Source organism: Solwaraspora sp. WMMA2101, assembly GCF_049179175.1.
In the GTDB taxonomy this organism is placed as follows: domain Bacteria; phylum Actinomycetota; class Actinomycetes; order Mycobacteriales; family Micromonosporaceae; genus Micromonospora_E.
This window is the reverse complement of record NZ_JBMHMA010000006.1, coordinates 4,730,725-4,746,373: the sequence shown is the minus strand read 5'-3', so window position 1 is coordinate 4,746,373 and position 15,649 is coordinate 4,730,725. Positions and strand designations below refer to the sequence as shown.

Here is a 15,649-nt window from a genome sequence, read left to right as displayed (position 1 = left end):
ACCGCCTTACTCTTTCTCGGCGTCGGCGTCGGCCACGTACCGGGTGACGCTCTCGCGCTCCTGCTCGCCCTCCAGGGCCTCGGCCGGCGCCTCGTTGATCACCCGGGCCGGGTCCTTGGACAGGAACATCTGCTTGAACTTCTCGATCGCGTCGCTGAGCGTGGCGATGATCTCGTCGTTCCAGTTGTGCGCGGCGATCGAGTCCAAGGTGCCGGAGTGGGAGTGCCGCAGGTACTCCAGGAACTCCGACTCGAAGCGTCGGATCTCACCGACCGGAATGTCGTCGAGCTTGCCCTCGGTGCCGGCCCAGACCGAGACGACCTGCTCCTGCACCGGGAACGGCGAGTAGTTCGCCTGCTTGAGCAGCTCGACCAGGCGGGCACCACGGTCCAGCTGGTTACGCGACGCCTTGTCCAGGTCGGAGGCGAGCGCGGAGAACGCCTCCAGCTCCCGGTACTGGGCCAGGTCCAGCCGCAGCCGGCCGGCGACCTTCTTCATCGGCTTGACCTGCGCGGCGCCACCGACCCGGGAGACCGAGGTACCGACGTTGATCGCCGGCCGCTGGCCCTGGTTGAACAGGTCGGTCTCCAGGAAGATCTGACCGTCGGTGATCGAGATGACGTTGGTCGGGATGAAGGCCGAGATGTCGTTGGCCTTGGTCTCGATGATCGGCAGGCCGGTCATCGAGCCGGCACCCAGCTCGTCGGAGAGCTTCGCGCACCGCTCCAGCAGCCGGGAGTGCAGGTAGAAGACGTCACCGGGGTACGCCTCACGGCCCGGCGGGCGACGCAGCAGCAGCGACACGGCCCGGTACGCCTCGGCCTGCTTGCTCAGGTCGTCGAAGACGATGAGCACGTGCTTGCCGGCGTACATCCAGTGCTGGCCGATCGACGAGCCGGTGTACGGCGCGATGTACTTGAAGCCGGCCGGGTCGGAGGCGGGCGAGGCGACGATGGTGGTGTACTCCATCGCGCCGTGCTCCTCCAGCACGCCCTTGATCGAGGCGATGGTGGAGGCCTTCTGTCCGATCGCCACGTAGATGCAGCGCACCTGCTTGGTCGGGTCGCCGGACTCCCAGTTGGCCCGCTGGTTGAGGATCGTGTCCAGCGCGACGGTGGTCTTGCCGGTCTTGCGGTCGCCGATGATCAGCTGACGCTGACCGCGACCGATCGGGGTCATCGCGTCGATGGCCTTGATACCGGTCTGCAGCGGCTCGTGCACCGACTGCCGGGCCATCACGTTCGGCGCCTGCAGCTCCAGCTCACGGAAGCCATCGTTGACGATGTCGCCGAGGCCGTCGATCGGCTCGCCGAGCGCGCTGACCACCCGGCCGAGGAACTTGTCGCCGACCGGTACGGAGAGCACCCGGCCGGTGCGCTTGACGCGCTGCCCCTCCTCGATGCCGGAGTAGTCGCCAAGCACGACCACACCGATGTCACGTACGTCGAGGTTCAGCGCCACGCCCAGCGTGCCGTCCTCGAATTCCAACAGTTCGTTCGCCATCGCGGAGGGCAGGCCCTCGACGTGGGCGATGCCGTCCCCGGCGTCCGCCACGGTGCCGACCTCTTCGCGAGACAGCTCCGGCGTGTAGGAGGAGACGTAGCGTTCTAGGGCACCACGGATCTCGTCCGACGAGATGGTCAGCTCGGCCATCCTCTGCTTCCTCTATGTCTAGTGGCCCGGATGAACCCGGAACGGCATGGACTGATTCAGCGCCCGGCGAGCGCCTTACGGGTGTCGATGAGGCGGCGCCGCACGGTGCCGTCGTACAGGTCGGAGCCGATCCGTACGCTCATCCCGCCGAGTACGGCAGGGTCGACCGTCAACTTGACGGAGACCTGTCGACCGTACATTCCGGCCAGCGTGGCACCCAACCGCTGCTCCTCGGCATCGGTCAGGGGGGCGGCGACCGTGACGTGCGCGACCTGCTGGTCGCGTCGGGCGGCGGCCATCTCGACCAGACGGTTCAGCCCGGCCCCGACGGACCGGCCACCGAAGCCACGGACCGCCTGCTCGGCGAGGCGCACCGTGGCCGGCAGCGCCTTGCCGGTGAGCAGTGTGCGGACCAGTTCGACCCGCCGGTCGGCGGGTACGGTGACGTCACCCACCACGGCACCCAGCTGCGGGTCACCATCGATGATCTTGCCGAAGCGGAACAGCTCGTCCTCCACCTCGGCCAGCTCGCCGGCGGACTCGGCACCGGACAGCGCCGCGTCGACACCGAGTCGTTCGGTGGCGTCGAGCAGCTCCGACGGTGCCGACCAGCGGGCCGCCACGACGGCGCTGAGCAGCTCGATGCTGTCCGCGCCGACCTTGCCGTCCAGCAGACCGCGCAGCAGCCCGATCCGGTCGTCGGCGGGGCGGGCCGGGTCGGCCAGCGCCCGCCGCAGCCGGGGCTGACGGCGCATCAGGTCTGCCACGGAGAGGATCTCGTCGGCCGTGCTGGCGACCGCCGCCGGCGTGGCACCGGCGACGTAGCCGACGAGTCGGCCGGTCACCGCCGCGTAGGACTCCCGGCTGGTGGCGGACTGCATCAGCGGGCTCCCGTGCTTTCCAGGTCGGCCAGGAAGCGCTCGACGGTGCCCTTGCGGCGGGCCTCGTCGGCGAGCGCGTCGCCGACGATCCGACCGGCCAGGTCGACCGCGAGCGTGCCGACCTCGGCACGCAGCTCCCGGACGATGGTCTGCCGCTCGGCGGCGAGCTGCTCCTTGCCGGCCGCGATGATCCGGTCGGACTCCTCCCGCGCCTTGGCGAGGATGTCCTGTCGGATGCCCTCGGCGTCGGCCCGGGCGTCGTCACGGATGCGGGCCGCGTCGGTACGCGCCTCGGCCAGCTGGGCCTTGTACTGCTCCAGCAGCTGGTTCGCCTCGGCCTGGGCGGCCTCGGCCCGCTTGATGCCGCCCTCGATCGCCTCGACCCGCGCCTGGTACATGGCTTCCATCCGCGGGAACACGAACTTCAGCAGGACGGCGACGAGCAGACCGAAGGCGATCAGACCGACGATGATCTCGGACAGCGGTGGGAGCAGGATGTTCCCGCCCTCTTCCGCGGCTATGTACGTGACTTCTTCGTACATGGACAGTTCCCTTCGCCCGGACCGGCGCTCGCGCTGCCGGTCACCGAGTCAGACCGCGCCGGTCGTCTTAGAGTGCGAACGCGAGCACCAGACCGAGCAGGGCGAGCGCCTCGATCACGGCGAAGCCCATGAACATGTAGACCCGGGTCAGGCCGGCGCTCTCCGGCTGGCGGGCGGTCGCCTGGATGTAGGCGGCGAACACCAGACCGACGCCGATGCCGGGGCCCAGGGCGGCGATGCCGTAGCCGATGGCGTTCAGGTTGCCGGTGATCTCCATGGTTGTTTTCCTCCTGCGTTGAACGCGTGTCCATCACGCGCACGTTTAGGTGAATGTTCAGTTGTCGCCCGCGTGACGCACTGCGGACGTGTGCCGATCAGGGGGCCGGGATCAGTGCGACTCGGCCAGGGAGTGCTGCAGGTAGGTCGCGCTGAGCAGGGTGAACACGTAGGCCTGGAGGATCATGATGCCGAACTCGAAGAAGGTCATCACGATCGCCATGCCCCAGCTCAGGACGGCGATGGGCTTGATGAACAGACTGTCGGCCTGGAACAGCGCCACGCCACCGAGGACGAAGACCAGCAGGATCATGTGGCCGGCGAACATGTTCGCGAAGAGCCGGACTGCCAGCGTGACGGGCCGCAGAATCAGGTTCGAGACGAACTCGATCGGCACCAGGATCGGCTGCACCCACAGCGGCGCGCCGGAGACCCAGCAGGAGTGCTTGATGTAGCCGACGAAGCCCCACTTGGCGATGCCGTGCCCGATGTACATCAGCCAGCTGATCACCGCGAGCACCATCGGGAAGGCGATGTGCGACATCGGCGAGATCTGGGCGAACGGAACGATGCCCCAGAGATTGTTGAGCAGGATGAAGCAGAACAGCACCGTGAGGTACGGCGCGAACCGCACGCCGTCCTTGCCGATCACGTCCCGGGCGATGTTGTCGCGCACCATGCCGTACACCGACTCGGCCAGCCACTGGCCCTTGGTCGGCACCAGCTTCGGGCTGCGGTACGTCACCAGGAAGAAGATCATCACCAGCGCGGCGGCGATCCAGAGCAGCAGCGTGATCTTGGTGAAGGCGGCCGCCCAGGCGGTACCGTCCAGCCCCGGGATCAGGCTGCGAAAGTCGAAGGCATCCACGCCGGGAGGGAACTCCGCGGCGAGAACGGTCGGCTGCTCAATCAACGCGCATCCTCCGTCGGTCGGGCCTGGTTCACGCGCCCAGCTTCTTAACGGTCAGGTAGACCCCGGCCGCCGTCCCGCCGATCAGCCCGATCAGCAGCCCGACGTTGGGCAGGTCCAGCCAACGGTCGACGAGCCACCCCGCCCCGCCCCACACAGCCATCCCGCCGAGTAGGTAGCCGAGCGCGGCGAACCCCGTGTCGGCCCCCGAGGGACCTGCGGGTTCAGAAGGTGGTTCACCGGCCATGACGCCGGAAACATATCAGGGCAACGATGGAGGCTGTGCGTCACCCCCCGCACAACCCTCGTTGTGTGGGCGACCCGGTGGCACCTCAGATGGGAGCACACGGTACTCCTCTTCCGGGCCCGCCGGTATCCACTCCCCGCAGCACGCCTGTCACGGCGTGGCACGAACCTGCCGATCGTACCGATATTTGCCGACAAATCCGTGGAATACCCTCGACGATGGCGGTACGTGGACCAGGCTTCCTCGGGCGACGGCGCGACGGTCAGCGCGGGTCGATCTCGACGTACGGGATCCGGGCCCGCCACGTCCACCACACCTGGGCGGTGATCCACGCGACAGTGCCGACGATGATCGCCACCGCGAGCATCCGCTGCCCGGCCCAGTCCGACGCCGCCACCGCGAACACCGCCGCGCCCAGGACCGCGAACTTCAGGCTGTACGTGAGCAGCCCCACACTGAGCACCATCCGGGGATGCACCGAGTCCGCCCAGGCCAGCGCCAACGACGACGCCACGTAGCTGACCACCACCAGCAGCACCCCGGCGGCCGCCCCGAGCGCACCCGGCGCACCGTCGAGGCCGGCACCGACGGCGGTCAGCACCGCCAGCAGCACCGCCGACACCAGCAACGGCACCGGCAGGTGCCGCAGCCGTACGGCCATCACCGCCGCACCCCGCGGACCGGCACGTCCACTCCGATCGCCTCCGTCCGACGGGCTCAGGGCAGCAGCGCCACGCTCAGCGCCCCCACCGTCTCCTCGATCTCGTCGGCGACCCGCGCGAAGGTGTGGTCGCCCCGCCCCCACGGATCGTCCAGATCGTCACCAGGCTGTGGACCGGCGTCGTCGCGCACGGCGGCGACCGCCGCCACCAACGCCACACCCCGCGCGTACACCGCCTCCGGGTTCGGCGCGACGGCCGGCAGCGCCGTGACATCCACCGCCGGCAGCAGCCGACCGAACTCGCCGAGCACGAAGGTGCGGTCGGCGGCGTCCGGCCGCAGCGCCACGACGTACTCCAACTGGTCGGCGGTGGCGGTGAGGATCAGGTCGGCGGCGTCGATCTGATCGGACCGCAGCTTGCGGGCGGCGAACCCGTCGGTGTCACCACCTCGGCCGATCACCTGGCGGGCGGCCGGCGGGTTCATCTCCTCGCCGGCGTGCCAGCCGCCGGTGCCGGCGCTGTGGCTGTGCAGCAGCTCCTCCACCGCCGACGTCCCGGCCGTCGGCGGCAACCGGTCGAGCCGTTCGGCGACCGCGAGCACCAGCAGGCGTTCGGCCATCGGCGACCGACAGATGTTGCCCATGCAGACGTGGAGAACGGTGAACGGCGGCACTCAGGACTCCGTACCGATGATGTCCGGCACCACGTCACGCAGCTTCTCGATCGGCAGCGCGCCGGCCCGTACCACCCGGGGGGTGTCCCCGGTGAGGTCGACGATGGTGCTCGGCACCGGGTCCGGACACGGCCCCGCCTCCAGGTAGGCCCGTACCGAGTAGCCGAGCTGATCGCGGGCCTCGGCGGCGGTCACCGCCGGCGGCCGACCGGTCTTGTTCGCCGACGACACCGCCATCGGGCCGGTCTCCCGCAGCACCTCCAGCGCCACCGGGTGCAGTGGCATCCGGACCGCGACCGTGCCGTTGGTCTCGCCCAGATCCCAGTTCAGGCTCGGCGCGTGCTCCACGATCATCGTCAACGCCCCCGGCCAGAAGGCGTCGGCGAGGTCCCGGGCGGTCTGCGGCAGGATCAGCACCAGACCGTCGAGGGTGTGCCGGGAGCCGACCAGCACCGGCGGCGGCATCTGCCGGTCCCGGCCCTTGGCGTTGAGCAACGCGGTGACCGCGTACGAAGTGAAGGCGTCGGCACCGACCCCGTACACCGTGTCGGTGGGCAACACGACCAGCTCGCCGTTCTTGACCGCCTCGATCGCCGCGGCGATGCCTTTGTCGCGGTCGGCGGCGGACCGGCAGTCATAGAGCATCACGGTGAGCCAGTCTGCCACGTGCCCGCAGCCTGATCCGCACCGATCAGCCCGTACCGGCGGTCGCCCCGGCCAGCAGCGCCGGCCGTCTCAGCCCGTACCGGCGGTCGGCGCCGCCCGACGGGCCGTGCCGAACCGGGGTCGACCGGCCAGGTCCCGGTGCCCGGTCACGTCGACGAACCGCCGATCGGCGGCGATCAGCGCGCCGACCGCGGCCGCGTGGCTGTCGTCGTGTTCGACGGCGAACAGGCCGCCGGCGCGCAGCAGCGTGGCTGCCAACCCCACCACCGGACGGATCACCGCCAACCCGTCCGGGCCGCCGAAGACGGCCTCCGCCGGATCGTGTCCGGCGACCTCCGGCGGCACCGGGGTGGCCTCCGGCACGTACGGCGGGTTGCAGACGACCACGTCCACCCGGCCGGTCAGCTCGGCGAGCAGCCCAGGGTCGGTGACGTCACCGCCCACCACCTCGATCGGCCGGTCCCCGGCCGCCGCTTGCGTCGCGGCGTTGCGGCGCAACCACGCCAGCGCGGCGGTGGACCGCTCCACCGCGACCACCCGCGCTCCCGGCACCTCGTGAGCCACCGCGAGCGCCACCGCGCCGCTGCCGCTGCAGAGGTCGACGACGGTCGGGGCGTCACCGGCCGGGGCGTCGACGGCCGGGGCGCGCACCGCGTCGACGACCATGCCGGCGAGCACCTCGGTCTCCGGCCGGGGAACGAACACCCCGGGACCCACCGCGAGCTCCAGATAACGAAACGGTGCCGATCCGGTGAGATGCTGCACCGGCTCCCGGGCCACCCGCCGGGACACCAGCTCATCGAAGCGGGCCTCGTCGATGGGAGTGAAGCCGCTGCTCAGCGCCAGTCGGCTGCGGGTGGTTCCCAGCACCGAGGCGGCGATCAGCTCCGCGTCCACCCGGGCGGACGGCACCCCGGCGGCGGCCAGCCGGGCGGTCGCAGCGGTCAACACCGTCGAAATCGGCCGTCGATCCGGGATCCCGGAGGTGTTTTCTGACAAGCGGTTCACGACATAATCATGGAGCGTCCACCCGGACGTCCGTGACAGCGGTCCACGGAACGTCCCCGGTGTGCGTCGCGCGCCAGGTTCCAGCGGGCCCCCAGGGAGGTTGTGCGTGGGTTGGGTCGACCGGCTCACCGACCAGGCCGAGGCCCTGATGCAGGCCCGGACACTGATGGAGAGCAGCCGATCGGCTGAAGCCTGCGTCGCCTTCGAGCAGGTGATCCGCACCAGCGACGATCCGTACGTGCGGGCCGACGCCCTGGTGCAGCGCCTCTCCGCGCTGCTGAACCTGGGCCGTTCCGCCGAGTACGCGGCGGCGGTGGACCACGCCTTCGAGGCCGCCCGCGACATCGCCGAGCCCTACCTGCACGGCCACCTGCACGCCCTGGCCGCGCTGGCCGCCCACCACCAGGGTGCGTTCGACCGGTGCGTGACGCACCTGGTGCAGGCCTCCCGGGCGTTGGGCACGGCGCCGGACGTAGACCGGGAGACCGCCTGGGGCTGGCACGACCTGGCGATGGCCTACTCCTACCTGAGCTTCCACGGACACGCGTTGAGCGCGATCGAGCGCGCCCGCCAACTCGGCAACGCCACCGGCATCGCCGAGGAGACCTTCGCCGCGCCGGCCATCAGGCTGCGCAACGCGGTCGCACTGGACCATCACGGCGACACCGACGGCTGTCTGCGGGTGCTCCGGGACATCGGCACCGACCTGGTCAAGTTCGTCACCACCGGGCGGACCCACCTGCTGCGGCCGAGCAGCCGGGTGGCGTACGGGTACGCCCTGGCCCGGCTGGCGGCGCTCGGCGAGCCGGCCCGGCTGCCCGCCGGCGCGCCCGAGGCCACCCGCCTGATGATCGACGGCGGGGACAGCGCCCGCGCCCGGGACCTGCGGCAGCTCGGCGCGGTCTGCCTGGCGATCGCCGCCGACCGGTCGGCGGAGGCGTTGACCCGGCTGGACACGGCGATGGTGTCGGCCGAGACGCTCGGCGCGGCCGAGTCCGCCCGGCTGCGCAGCGTCGCGTACACCCGCTGTGGCGACCACGTGGCGGCGCACGACGCCGACCGGTACGCGTTCCGCCTGGCCAACCGCCGCAACGACCGGCTCCGCGACATGTACGTCGACGGCATCGCCGCCCGGCTCGACCACGAGGAGATGCGCCGCACCACGGCGCAGTACACCGCGGAGGCGCTCACCGATCCGCTGACCGGGCTGGCCAACCGCCGTCAACTCGACCGGTACGTGTCGGACCTGGCCGGCCGCGCCGACCGGGCCATGGTGATGATCTGCGACCTCGACGGCTTCAAGTCGGTGAACACCGTGCACGGTCACCACTCCGGGGACCTGGTGCTGCAGCGCGTCGCCGGGGTGATCAACCGGGTGATGCGTCGGGGTGACTTCGTGGCCCGCTTCGGCGGTGACGAGTTCGTCGTGGTGCTGCCGGGTGCCGGCCGGGTCGAGGCCGCCGAGGTGGCCCGGCGGATCACCGAGGCGGTGGCCGGCGAGGAGTGGGAGTCGCTGGTGCCGGGCACCCCGGTCGGGGTCAGTGTCGGTTGGGCCGAGGTCGACGGGACCGGGCCGGCGCTGCGGGACGCACTCAGCCGCGCCTTCGACGTCGCCACCAGACAGATGCGCGCCACCCGCCAGCACCCGCATCCGCTCCGTTGAAAGCCCGGCAGGCACCCGCTCCGGGACCGGCTCCGGGGGCAGGTCAGCGGCGGCCCAGTTCGGTGTCGCCGGCGAGCCGGGCCGCCCGGTCCGCCTCGGCGAGAGCGTCCAGGACGCCGTCGAGTTCTCCGCCGAGCGCCAGGTCCAGGTTGTACGCGGTGTAGCCGATCCGGTGGTCGGTGATCCGGTTCTGCGGGAAGTTGTAGGTGCGGATCCGTTCCGAGCGGTCGACGGTGCGCACCTGGGAGCGGCGGGCGTCGGAGGCCACCGCGTCGGCCTGCTCCTGAGCCGCGGCGAGCATCCGGGCACGCAGGATCCGCATCGCCTGTTCCCGGTTCTGCAGCTGGCTCTTCTCGTTCTGGCAGGAGACCACGATCCCGGTCGGCAGGTGGGTGATCCGGACCGCCGAGTCGGTGGTGTTGACCGACTGGCCGCCGGGGCCGGACGAACGGAACACGTCGATGCGCAGCTCGTTCGGGTCGACGGTGACGTCGACCTCCTCCGCCTCGGGCAGCACGAGTACGCCGGCCGCGCTGGTGTGGATGCGACCCTGCGACTCGGTGACCGGCACCCGCTGCACCCGGTGCACCCCGCCCTCCCACTTCAGACGGGACCAGACGCCGTTGCCGCCCTCCGGTACGCCGCGTGACTTCACGGCGAGGGAGACGTCCTTGACGCCGCCCAGGTCGGAGTCCTGCGAGTCGAGCACCTCGACCTGCCAGCCGCGTCGTTCGGCGTACCGCACGTACATCCGCAGCAGGTCGCCGGCGAACAGCGCCGACTCCTCGCCGCCCTCGCCCGCTTTGATTTCGACGATGACGTCCTTGGCGTCGTGCGGGTCGCGGGGGATGAGCAGTTCGGCGAGGCGGGCCTCCAGGCCCGCCAGGCTGGCCGCGATCGCCTCGGCCTCGGCGGCGAAGCTCGCATCCTCACTGGCGAGTTCCCGGGCGGCGACCAGGTCGGCCCGGGCCTGGGCGAGCTCGTCGGCGGCCTTGTGCAGCGGGGCCAGCTCGGCGAATCGGCGGCCGACCCGGCGGGCGGTGACCTGGTCGGCGTGCAGGCCCGGATCCGCCAGCTGCCGTTCCAGCTCGGCATACTCGTCGAGAAGCCCGGCGAGGCGTTCGCTGCTCATACCCGTGACTCCTTCACCGAGCGGACACCCGTGAACCCGTCTGCAGACACCGCGACGCCCGCCCCCGTCGTGGTGACGGGCAGCGGGCGTCGTACGGAGCGCTACTTGGCCTTCTTGGCCTGGACCTTCGCGTACTTCTGCTGGAACTTGGCCACCCGACCCGCGGTGTCGAGGACGCGCTGCTTGCCGGTGTAGAACGGGTGGCAGGCGCTGCAGGTCTCGACGTGGATCTTGCCACTGGAGGCGGTGCTGCGGGTGGTGAACGAGGCGCCGCAGGAGCAGGTGACCTCGGTGGTCACGTACTGCGGGTGAATGTCCTTCTTCATGGGTGAGGTCCTCTCATCGTCGGTCGCCGGGTCGCCGTCGGCATCGCCCGCACCGGTGTGCGGGTCGACTCGGGCGTGAACCGGAACCCTGGCCGTCGACCAGTCTGCCATGTGTCACGGTGCCGGATCGCGGCGGGCGGGCAGTGCCACCCGCCGCGACCGGCACGACGTACCGCCGGACGTAACGTCCGACGCGCCCGGGCGATTCCCGCACCGGACGCGGTCGGTGCCGGAGTCACTCCCCCGGCGTCGACTTGGCGATCTGCATCAGGAACTCGATGTTGGTCCGGCTCTGCTTGAGCCGGTCCAGCAACAGGTCGAGACCGCCCTGCGAGTCCAGCGAGTGCAGCACCTTGCGGAGCTTGTGGGTGATCGCCAGCTCCTCCGGCGCGAGCAGGATCTCCTCCTTGCGGGTGCCGGAAGGGTGGATGTCGATGGCCGGGAAGACCCGCTTGTCGGCGATCTTGCGGTCGAGTTTGAGCTCGGCGTTGCCGGTGCCCTTGAACTCCTCGAAGATCACCGTGTCCATCATGGAACCGGTCTCGACCAGTGCGGTGGCCAGGATGGTCAACGACCCACCGTTTTCGATGTTGCGCGCCGCCCCGAGGAACCGCTTCGGCGGGTAGAGCGCGGTCGAGTCGATACCACCGGACATGATCCGGCCGCTGGCCGGCGCCGCCAGGTTGTACGAGCGGCCCAGCCGGGTCACCGAGTCGAGCAGGACCACGACGTCGTGCCCCAGCTCGACCAGGCGCTTGGCCCGCTCGATCGCCAGCTCGGCGACGGTGGTGTGGTCCTGCGGCGGCCGGTCGAACGTGGCCGCGATGACCTCGCCCTTCACCGACCGCTGCATGTCGGTGACCTCTTCGGGCCGTTCGTCGACCAGGACGACCATCAGGTGGCACTCGGGGTTGTTGTGGGTGATCGCGTTGGCGATCGCCTGCAACACCATCGTCTTGCCCGCCTTCGGCGGGGAGACGATCAGCGCCCGCTGCCCCTTGCCGATCGGCATCACCAGGTCGATGACGCGGGTAGTGAGGATGTGCGGCTCGGTCTCCAGCCGCAACCGGTCCTGCGGGTAGAGCGGGGTGAGCTTGTAGAACTCCGGCCGCCGCCGCGCCTCGTCCGGCTCCATGCCGTTGATGGTGTCCAGCCGGACCAGCGGGTTGTACTTGTCGCGCCGCTGCTCGCCGTCCCGGGTGGCCCGCACCGCGCCGGTGACCGCGTCACCACGACGCAGGCCGTACTTCTTGACCTGCGACATGGACACGTAGACGTCGTTCGGCCCGGACAGGTAGCCGGTGGTGCGTACGAACGCGTAGTTGTCCAGGACGTCGAGGATGCCCGCGACCGGCACCAGGACGTCGTCCTCGGCCACCTGCGGCTCACGGCCACCGCCGCTGTCGCCGCCACCGCCCTCACCGCGGTCCCCCCGCCGCCGACGGTCGCGGAACCGGCTGCGCCGCCCGCGCCGGCCACCGCCGTCGCCGTCGCCGTCGTCGTCGCTGTCCCGTGGCCCCCGGTCGCCCCGGTCCCGACCCTCGTTGCGGTCGTTACGGTCGTTACGGTCGTTGCGGTCGTTACGGTCCCGACCCTCGCCACGGTCGTTGCGCTCGTTGCGGTCGTTGCGGTCGTTGCGGTCACCCCGGTCGTTGCGCTCGCCGCGCTCGCCCCGGTCCCGACCGTTACGGCCGTCACCGGACCGGTCGGCGCGCGCGTCGCCGCGCTCCCGCTCACCCGGCTCGGCCGGAGCGGTCGCCGTCGCGGTCTCCGGCTCGTCGGTCCGCGGCTCCTGCGCCGCCGCCCGACTCGACCGGCCCCGACGGGTGCCCCGCTCCCGCGCCGGCGGCTCCTCGACGATCGCGAGCTGCTCGCCGCCGCCGCTGTCTCGGCGCTCCGGCTCGGCACGCACCTCGGCGCGCACCTCGTCCCGAGGGGGTGCGGTCGCCGCGGCGACCTCGGCACGTGGCCGCAGGGCACCGCCACCGGCCTGGCGCTCGGAGATCGCCGCGATCAACTCGCTCTTGCGCATCCGGGCGGTACCGGAGATGCCGAGCGACGCGGCGAGGCTCTGCAACTCAGGCAGCAGCATCGCGGACAGCCCGGTGCCGGACCGCCGTCGGCGGGCAGGAGCAGCGGTGGTGTCGTCAGCGACGTTGGAGACATCCGACGTCACGTCGGTGGTGTCGCTCAATGGATTCCTTCCCTCGATAAGGCCGGGCAACCCGGATCGAACAGCCAGGTGGCCGGGTGGCCTCGGTGCACCCGCCTCGCATGACACGTCGCGGGAGTCTTCGCGCAGCTCGCCGGATCCGCCACACCAGCCTCGGTGAGCAGGTCTCAGCGTCTGCAGCGATCCGTGGAGACTGCGGTTTGGCGGAGGCCTAGGCAGGGGTGAGACGGGCTTACCGCCGATAGCTTCGGGGGTGCGCCGCCCCGCAGGAGATCGCGTGCTTCGCGGCTGTGCTTGGCCTAGAGCGTAATCAACTCTTCCGACCTGCGGCAACAGGGTCCCGCTCGGCGTGTCCCACTATAGCGCCTTCGATCTGCGCTCCGGCAACGTCTACCAGCAACGTCTGACTCTGCCAGTCCATTCCCGGACAGAAATCACCCGGCACGTCGGTCAGCGCCAGCACACTGGGCCCCGCTCCGCTGATCACCGCGGCCACCCCGGCGGCGCGCAACCGGGCGACCAGGTCGGCGCTGGCCGGCATCCCGGCCGCCCGGTACTCCTGGTGCAGCCGGTCCTCGGTGGCGGCCAGCAGCAGCGCCGGATCGGCGGTGATCGCATGCACCAGCAGCGCGGACCGGCCGGCGTTGAACGCGGCGTCGGCGTGCGGCACCGTCGGCGGCAGCGCCGCCCGCGCCACCTCGGTGAGCCCCCGGCCGGTCGGCACGAAGACCGTCACCGCCCGGTCCGGTGCCACCGGCAACGCGACGGCGTGCGCGCCGTCGGCCGCCGTCCAGGCGATGGTGAACCCGCCCAGCAGGCAGGGTGCCACGTTGTCGGGGTGACCCTCCAGGTCCGCGGCGATCCGCAGCGCGGCGGCGGTGTCCAGGGCCTGCATGCCGCCGACGGACAGGCCACGGGCAAGCTGTACGCCGGCCACGATCGCCGCCGACGACGAGCCCATCCCCCGGGCCTGCGGGATCCGGTTGACACAGCTCAGCGCCAGGCCGGGCGGGCGGGCGCCGAGGGCGTCGAAGGTGGCGTACATGGCCCGTACCACCAGGTGGCTGTCGTCGACCGGCAACTCGCCGGCCCCTTCACCGGAGACCTCGACCCGGCAGCCGCCGGCGGTCACCCGGGCGGTCACCTCGTCGTGGTGCCCCAGGGCCAGCCCGAGCGCGTCGAACCCGGGACCGAGGTTGGCGCTGGTCGCCGGGACCCGTACGGTCACCGGCCCGGGAACGAAGCTGATAGCCATCGCACCATGCTAGGGGCGCGGCTTGCCCGCCGACGCTAGGGTGCGGCAGGTCGGGGCGGCAGGAGGATGACTGGCATGGAGTTCGGCACGAGCGGCGGGATCGACCCCGGCTACCTGGCGATCCAGGTGGCGGTCCGGCTGCCGGTGATCGCGGTGCTGGTGACGGGCGTGGTGCTGCTGATGCTGCGGCGTACGGCGGTGACCGGGCGGGGCGGCGGACTGGCGCTCAGCGGTCTGGTCGTCCTGTTGGCCGCCGTGGCGGTCGGCATCGTCTGGTCGGCGTACCTGCCGGTGTTCGTCGACGGCAGCGCCTCGGCGAGCCAGGTCGGGCTGGTCTCGGCGCTGGTGGGCGGCCTGACCACCGTGCTCGACGCCGTCGGGCTAGGGCTGCTCCTCGCCGGCCTGCTGGTCCTGGTCCGGCAGCTCGCCGCCGCTCGAGGTACCGGCCGCTGAGTCGCCGGCGCGACCACCGCCGACGGCACGACCGGCCGAGCGCAGCGCGAGCCGCAGCGCGTACTCGATCTGGGCGTTGACGCTACGCAGGTCGTCGGCGGCCCATTTGGCCATCGCCTCGTGGACCGCCGGATCGAGCCGCAGCAGTAGCTTCTTGCGTTCGGCCATCAGCCGCAACCGCCTCAGCTGTAGAGAGATCCCGTGTTGACCACCGGCTGCACCGACCGGTCGCCGCAGAGCACGACCAGCAGGTTGGCCACCATCTGGGCCTTGCGCTCCTCGTCGAGGTCGATGACGTGCTCGTCCCGCAGGCGTTCCAGGGCGTTGGAGACCATGCCCACCGCGCCCTCGACGATGCGGAACCGGGCCGCGACGACCGCTGCGGCCTGCTGCCGGGCGAGCATCGCGTGGGCGATCTCGGCCGCGTACGCGAGGTGGGTCACCCGGGACTCCAGCACCTCGACGCCGGCCAGCTCGACCCGCTCGCGCAGCTCGGCGGTCAGCTCCTCGGCGACGACGCTGCCGTCGCGCAGGCTGGCCCGGCCGCTGTCGTGCGCCTCGTACGGGTAGCTGGTGGCCAGGTGGCGTACGGCCGCCTCGGCCTGCACCGCGACGTAGGCGACGTGGTCGTCGACCGAGAAGACGGCGTTCGCCGAGTCGACGACCCGCCAGACGACGACCGCGGCGATCTCGACCGGGTTGCCGTCGGCGTCGGCGACCTTGAGCCGGTCGGTCTCGAAGTTGCGCACCCGCAGGGTGACCCGCCGGCGCGCGGTCAACGGCCACGTCCAGTGCAGTCCGGCGACCCTGATGGTGCCGAGGTAGCGGCCGAAGAACTGCACGACCTGCGCCTCGTTGGGGTTGACCACGGCGAAGCCGGTGGCGGCGACGGCGACGACGGCCGCGTACAGCGCCGCCGGTACGACGATCGCGGCCGCGTCGGCGCCGGTGACCGAGGAACCGACGGTGAGCAGCACGGGCAGCGCGACGACCGCGCCGAGTGCCAGCAGCACGCCGACCGCCAGAAAGCCCGACACCCGGAAGACCGACCGTTCCATGACTGCTCCTCGCCCGCGAAACCGCACTATCAAAGTGATATCATGATGCTAGCAGACGGGTGCCGGGACCG

At 71.2% G+C, this 15,649-nt stretch carries 18 protein-coding genes; 2 read left to right on the top strand and 16 right to left on the bottom strand.

Going from position 1 to position 15,649, the window contains the following annotated elements; all coding sequences use genetic code 11:
- Nucleotides 1-6: 6 nt before the first annotated feature.
- The 10 genes from atpA to prmC form a co-directional block, all read right to left on the bottom strand.
- A complete protein-coding gene (gene atpA, locus ACN28F_RS22655; protein ID WP_421359619.1) occupies nucleotides 7-1,653 on the bottom strand; it encodes a F0F1 ATP synthase subunit alpha in 1,647 nt (548 codons plus the stop codon).
- Nucleotides 1,654-1,709: 56 nt separating this feature from the next.
- Nucleotides 1,710-2,534, bottom strand: a complete 825-nt coding sequence (locus ACN28F_RS22650) for a F0F1 ATP synthase subunit delta (protein ID WP_421359617.1) — start codon at nucleotides 2,532-2,534, stop codon at nucleotides 1,710-1,712.
- Entirely contained in the window at nucleotides 2,534-3,076 is a 543-nt protein-coding gene (locus ACN28F_RS22645; protein WP_282229070.1) for a F0F1 ATP synthase subunit B, read from the bottom strand. Before ACN28F_RS22645 ends, ACN28F_RS22650 begins: the two co-directional genes overlap by 1 nt.
- Before the next feature lie 67 nt (nucleotides 3,077-3,143).
- Entirely contained in the window at nucleotides 3,144-3,353 is a 210-nt protein-coding gene (atpE, locus tag ACN28F_RS22640; RefSeq protein ID WP_278171189.1) for an ATP synthase F0 subunit C, read from the bottom strand.
- Between the two features lie 111 nt (nucleotides 3,354-3,464).
- Nucleotides 3,465-4,265: a F0F1 ATP synthase subunit A gene (gene atpB / locus ACN28F_RS22635; RefSeq protein ID WP_278171190.1), complete on the bottom strand. Its 801-nt coding sequence runs from the start codon at nucleotides 4,263-4,265 to the stop codon at nucleotides 3,465-3,467.
- Between the two features lie 28 nt (nucleotides 4,266-4,293).
- Nucleotides 4,294-4,425 carry a hypothetical protein gene (locus ACN28F_RS22630; RefSeq protein WP_282229072.1) on the bottom strand — a complete coding sequence of 44 codons (132 nt, stop codon included), beginning with the start codon at nucleotides 4,423-4,425 and terminating at the stop codon, nucleotides 4,294-4,296.
- A 346-nt stretch (nucleotides 4,426-4,771) separates the two neighbouring features.
- Complete coding sequence (locus ACN28F_RS22625; protein ID WP_289209908.1) at nucleotides 4,772-5,170, bottom strand: hypothetical protein; 399 nt, start codon at nucleotides 5,168-5,170, stop codon at nucleotides 4,772-4,774.
- A gap of 56 nt (nucleotides 5,171-5,226) precedes the next feature.
- Nucleotides 5,227-5,844: a phosphotyrosine protein phosphatase gene (locus tag ACN28F_RS22620; RefSeq protein WP_289209907.1), complete on the bottom strand. Its 618-nt coding sequence runs from the start codon at nucleotides 5,842-5,844 to the stop codon at nucleotides 5,227-5,229.
- The gene (locus tag ACN28F_RS22615; protein ID WP_289210858.1) at nucleotides 5,845-6,489 is read right to left on the bottom strand and encodes an L-threonylcarbamoyladenylate synthase; all 645 of its coding nucleotides are present in this window, start codon (nucleotides 6,487-6,489) and stop codon (nucleotides 5,845-5,847) included.
- A gap of 90 nt (nucleotides 6,490-6,579) precedes the next feature.
- Nucleotides 6,580-7,518: a peptide chain release factor N(5)-glutamine methyltransferase gene (gene prmC / locus ACN28F_RS22610; RefSeq protein ID WP_421359616.1), complete on the bottom strand. Its 939-nt coding sequence runs from the start codon at nucleotides 7,516-7,518 to the stop codon at nucleotides 6,580-6,582.
- A 106-nt stretch (nucleotides 7,519-7,624) separates the two neighbouring features.
- Here prmC and ACN28F_RS22605 point away from each other — a divergent pair, with 106 nt between their 5' ends.
- Entirely contained in the window at nucleotides 7,625-9,181 is a 1,557-nt protein-coding gene (locus ACN28F_RS22605) for a GGDEF domain-containing protein (RefSeq protein WP_289209905.1), read from the top strand.
- 43 nt (nucleotides 9,182-9,224) lie between these two features.
- Here ACN28F_RS22605 and prfA read toward each other — a convergent pair whose 3' ends face one another.
- The 4 genes from prfA to thrB form a co-directional block, all read right to left on the bottom strand.
- The gene (gene prfA / locus ACN28F_RS22600) at nucleotides 9,225-10,313 is read right to left on the bottom strand and encodes a peptide chain release factor 1 (protein ID WP_421359614.1); all 1,089 of its coding nucleotides are present in this window, start codon (nucleotides 10,311-10,313) and stop codon (nucleotides 9,225-9,227) included.
- Nucleotides 10,314-10,414: 101 nt separating this feature from the next.
- On the bottom strand, nucleotides 10,415-10,639 hold the full coding sequence (gene rpmE / locus ACN28F_RS22595; protein ID WP_289209903.1) for a 50S ribosomal protein L31: 225 nt from the start codon (nucleotides 10,637-10,639) through the stop codon (nucleotides 10,415-10,417).
- Nucleotides 10,640-10,874: 235 nt separating this feature from the next.
- Complete coding sequence (gene rho, locus ACN28F_RS22590) at nucleotides 10,875-12,833, bottom strand: transcription termination factor Rho (protein ID WP_421359612.1); 1,959 nt, start codon at nucleotides 12,831-12,833, stop codon at nucleotides 10,875-10,877.
- Nucleotides 12,834-13,122: 289 nt separating this feature from the next.
- Nucleotides 13,123-14,067, bottom strand: coding sequence for a homoserine kinase (gene thrB, locus ACN28F_RS22585; RefSeq protein ID WP_289209901.1), 945 nt, complete (start codon nucleotides 14,065-14,067; stop codon nucleotides 13,123-13,125).
- 75 nt (nucleotides 14,068-14,142) lie between these two features.
- Here thrB and ACN28F_RS22580 point away from each other — a divergent pair, with 75 nt between their 5' ends.
- On the top strand, nucleotides 14,143-14,520 hold the full coding sequence (locus tag ACN28F_RS22580) for a hypothetical protein (protein ID WP_421359611.1): 378 nt from the start codon (nucleotides 14,143-14,145) through the stop codon (nucleotides 14,518-14,520).
- On the opposite strand, the gene ACN28F_RS22575 is transcribed toward ACN28F_RS22580, so the two are convergent.
- Together ACN28F_RS22575 and ACN28F_RS22570 are read right to left on the bottom strand one after the other, a co-directional pair.
- On the bottom strand, nucleotides 14,449-14,688 hold the full coding sequence (locus tag ACN28F_RS22575; RefSeq protein ID WP_289209899.1) for a hypothetical protein: 240 nt from the start codon (nucleotides 14,686-14,688) through the stop codon (nucleotides 14,449-14,451). The two genes, ACN28F_RS22580 and ACN28F_RS22575, sit on opposite strands and share 72 nt — an antisense overlap.
- A gap of 14 nt (nucleotides 14,689-14,702) precedes the next feature.
- Complete coding sequence (locus ACN28F_RS22570) at nucleotides 14,703-15,578, bottom strand: SPFH domain-containing protein (protein WP_289209898.1); 876 nt, start codon at nucleotides 15,576-15,578, stop codon at nucleotides 14,703-14,705.
- Nucleotides 15,579-15,649: the final 71 nt, after the last annotated feature.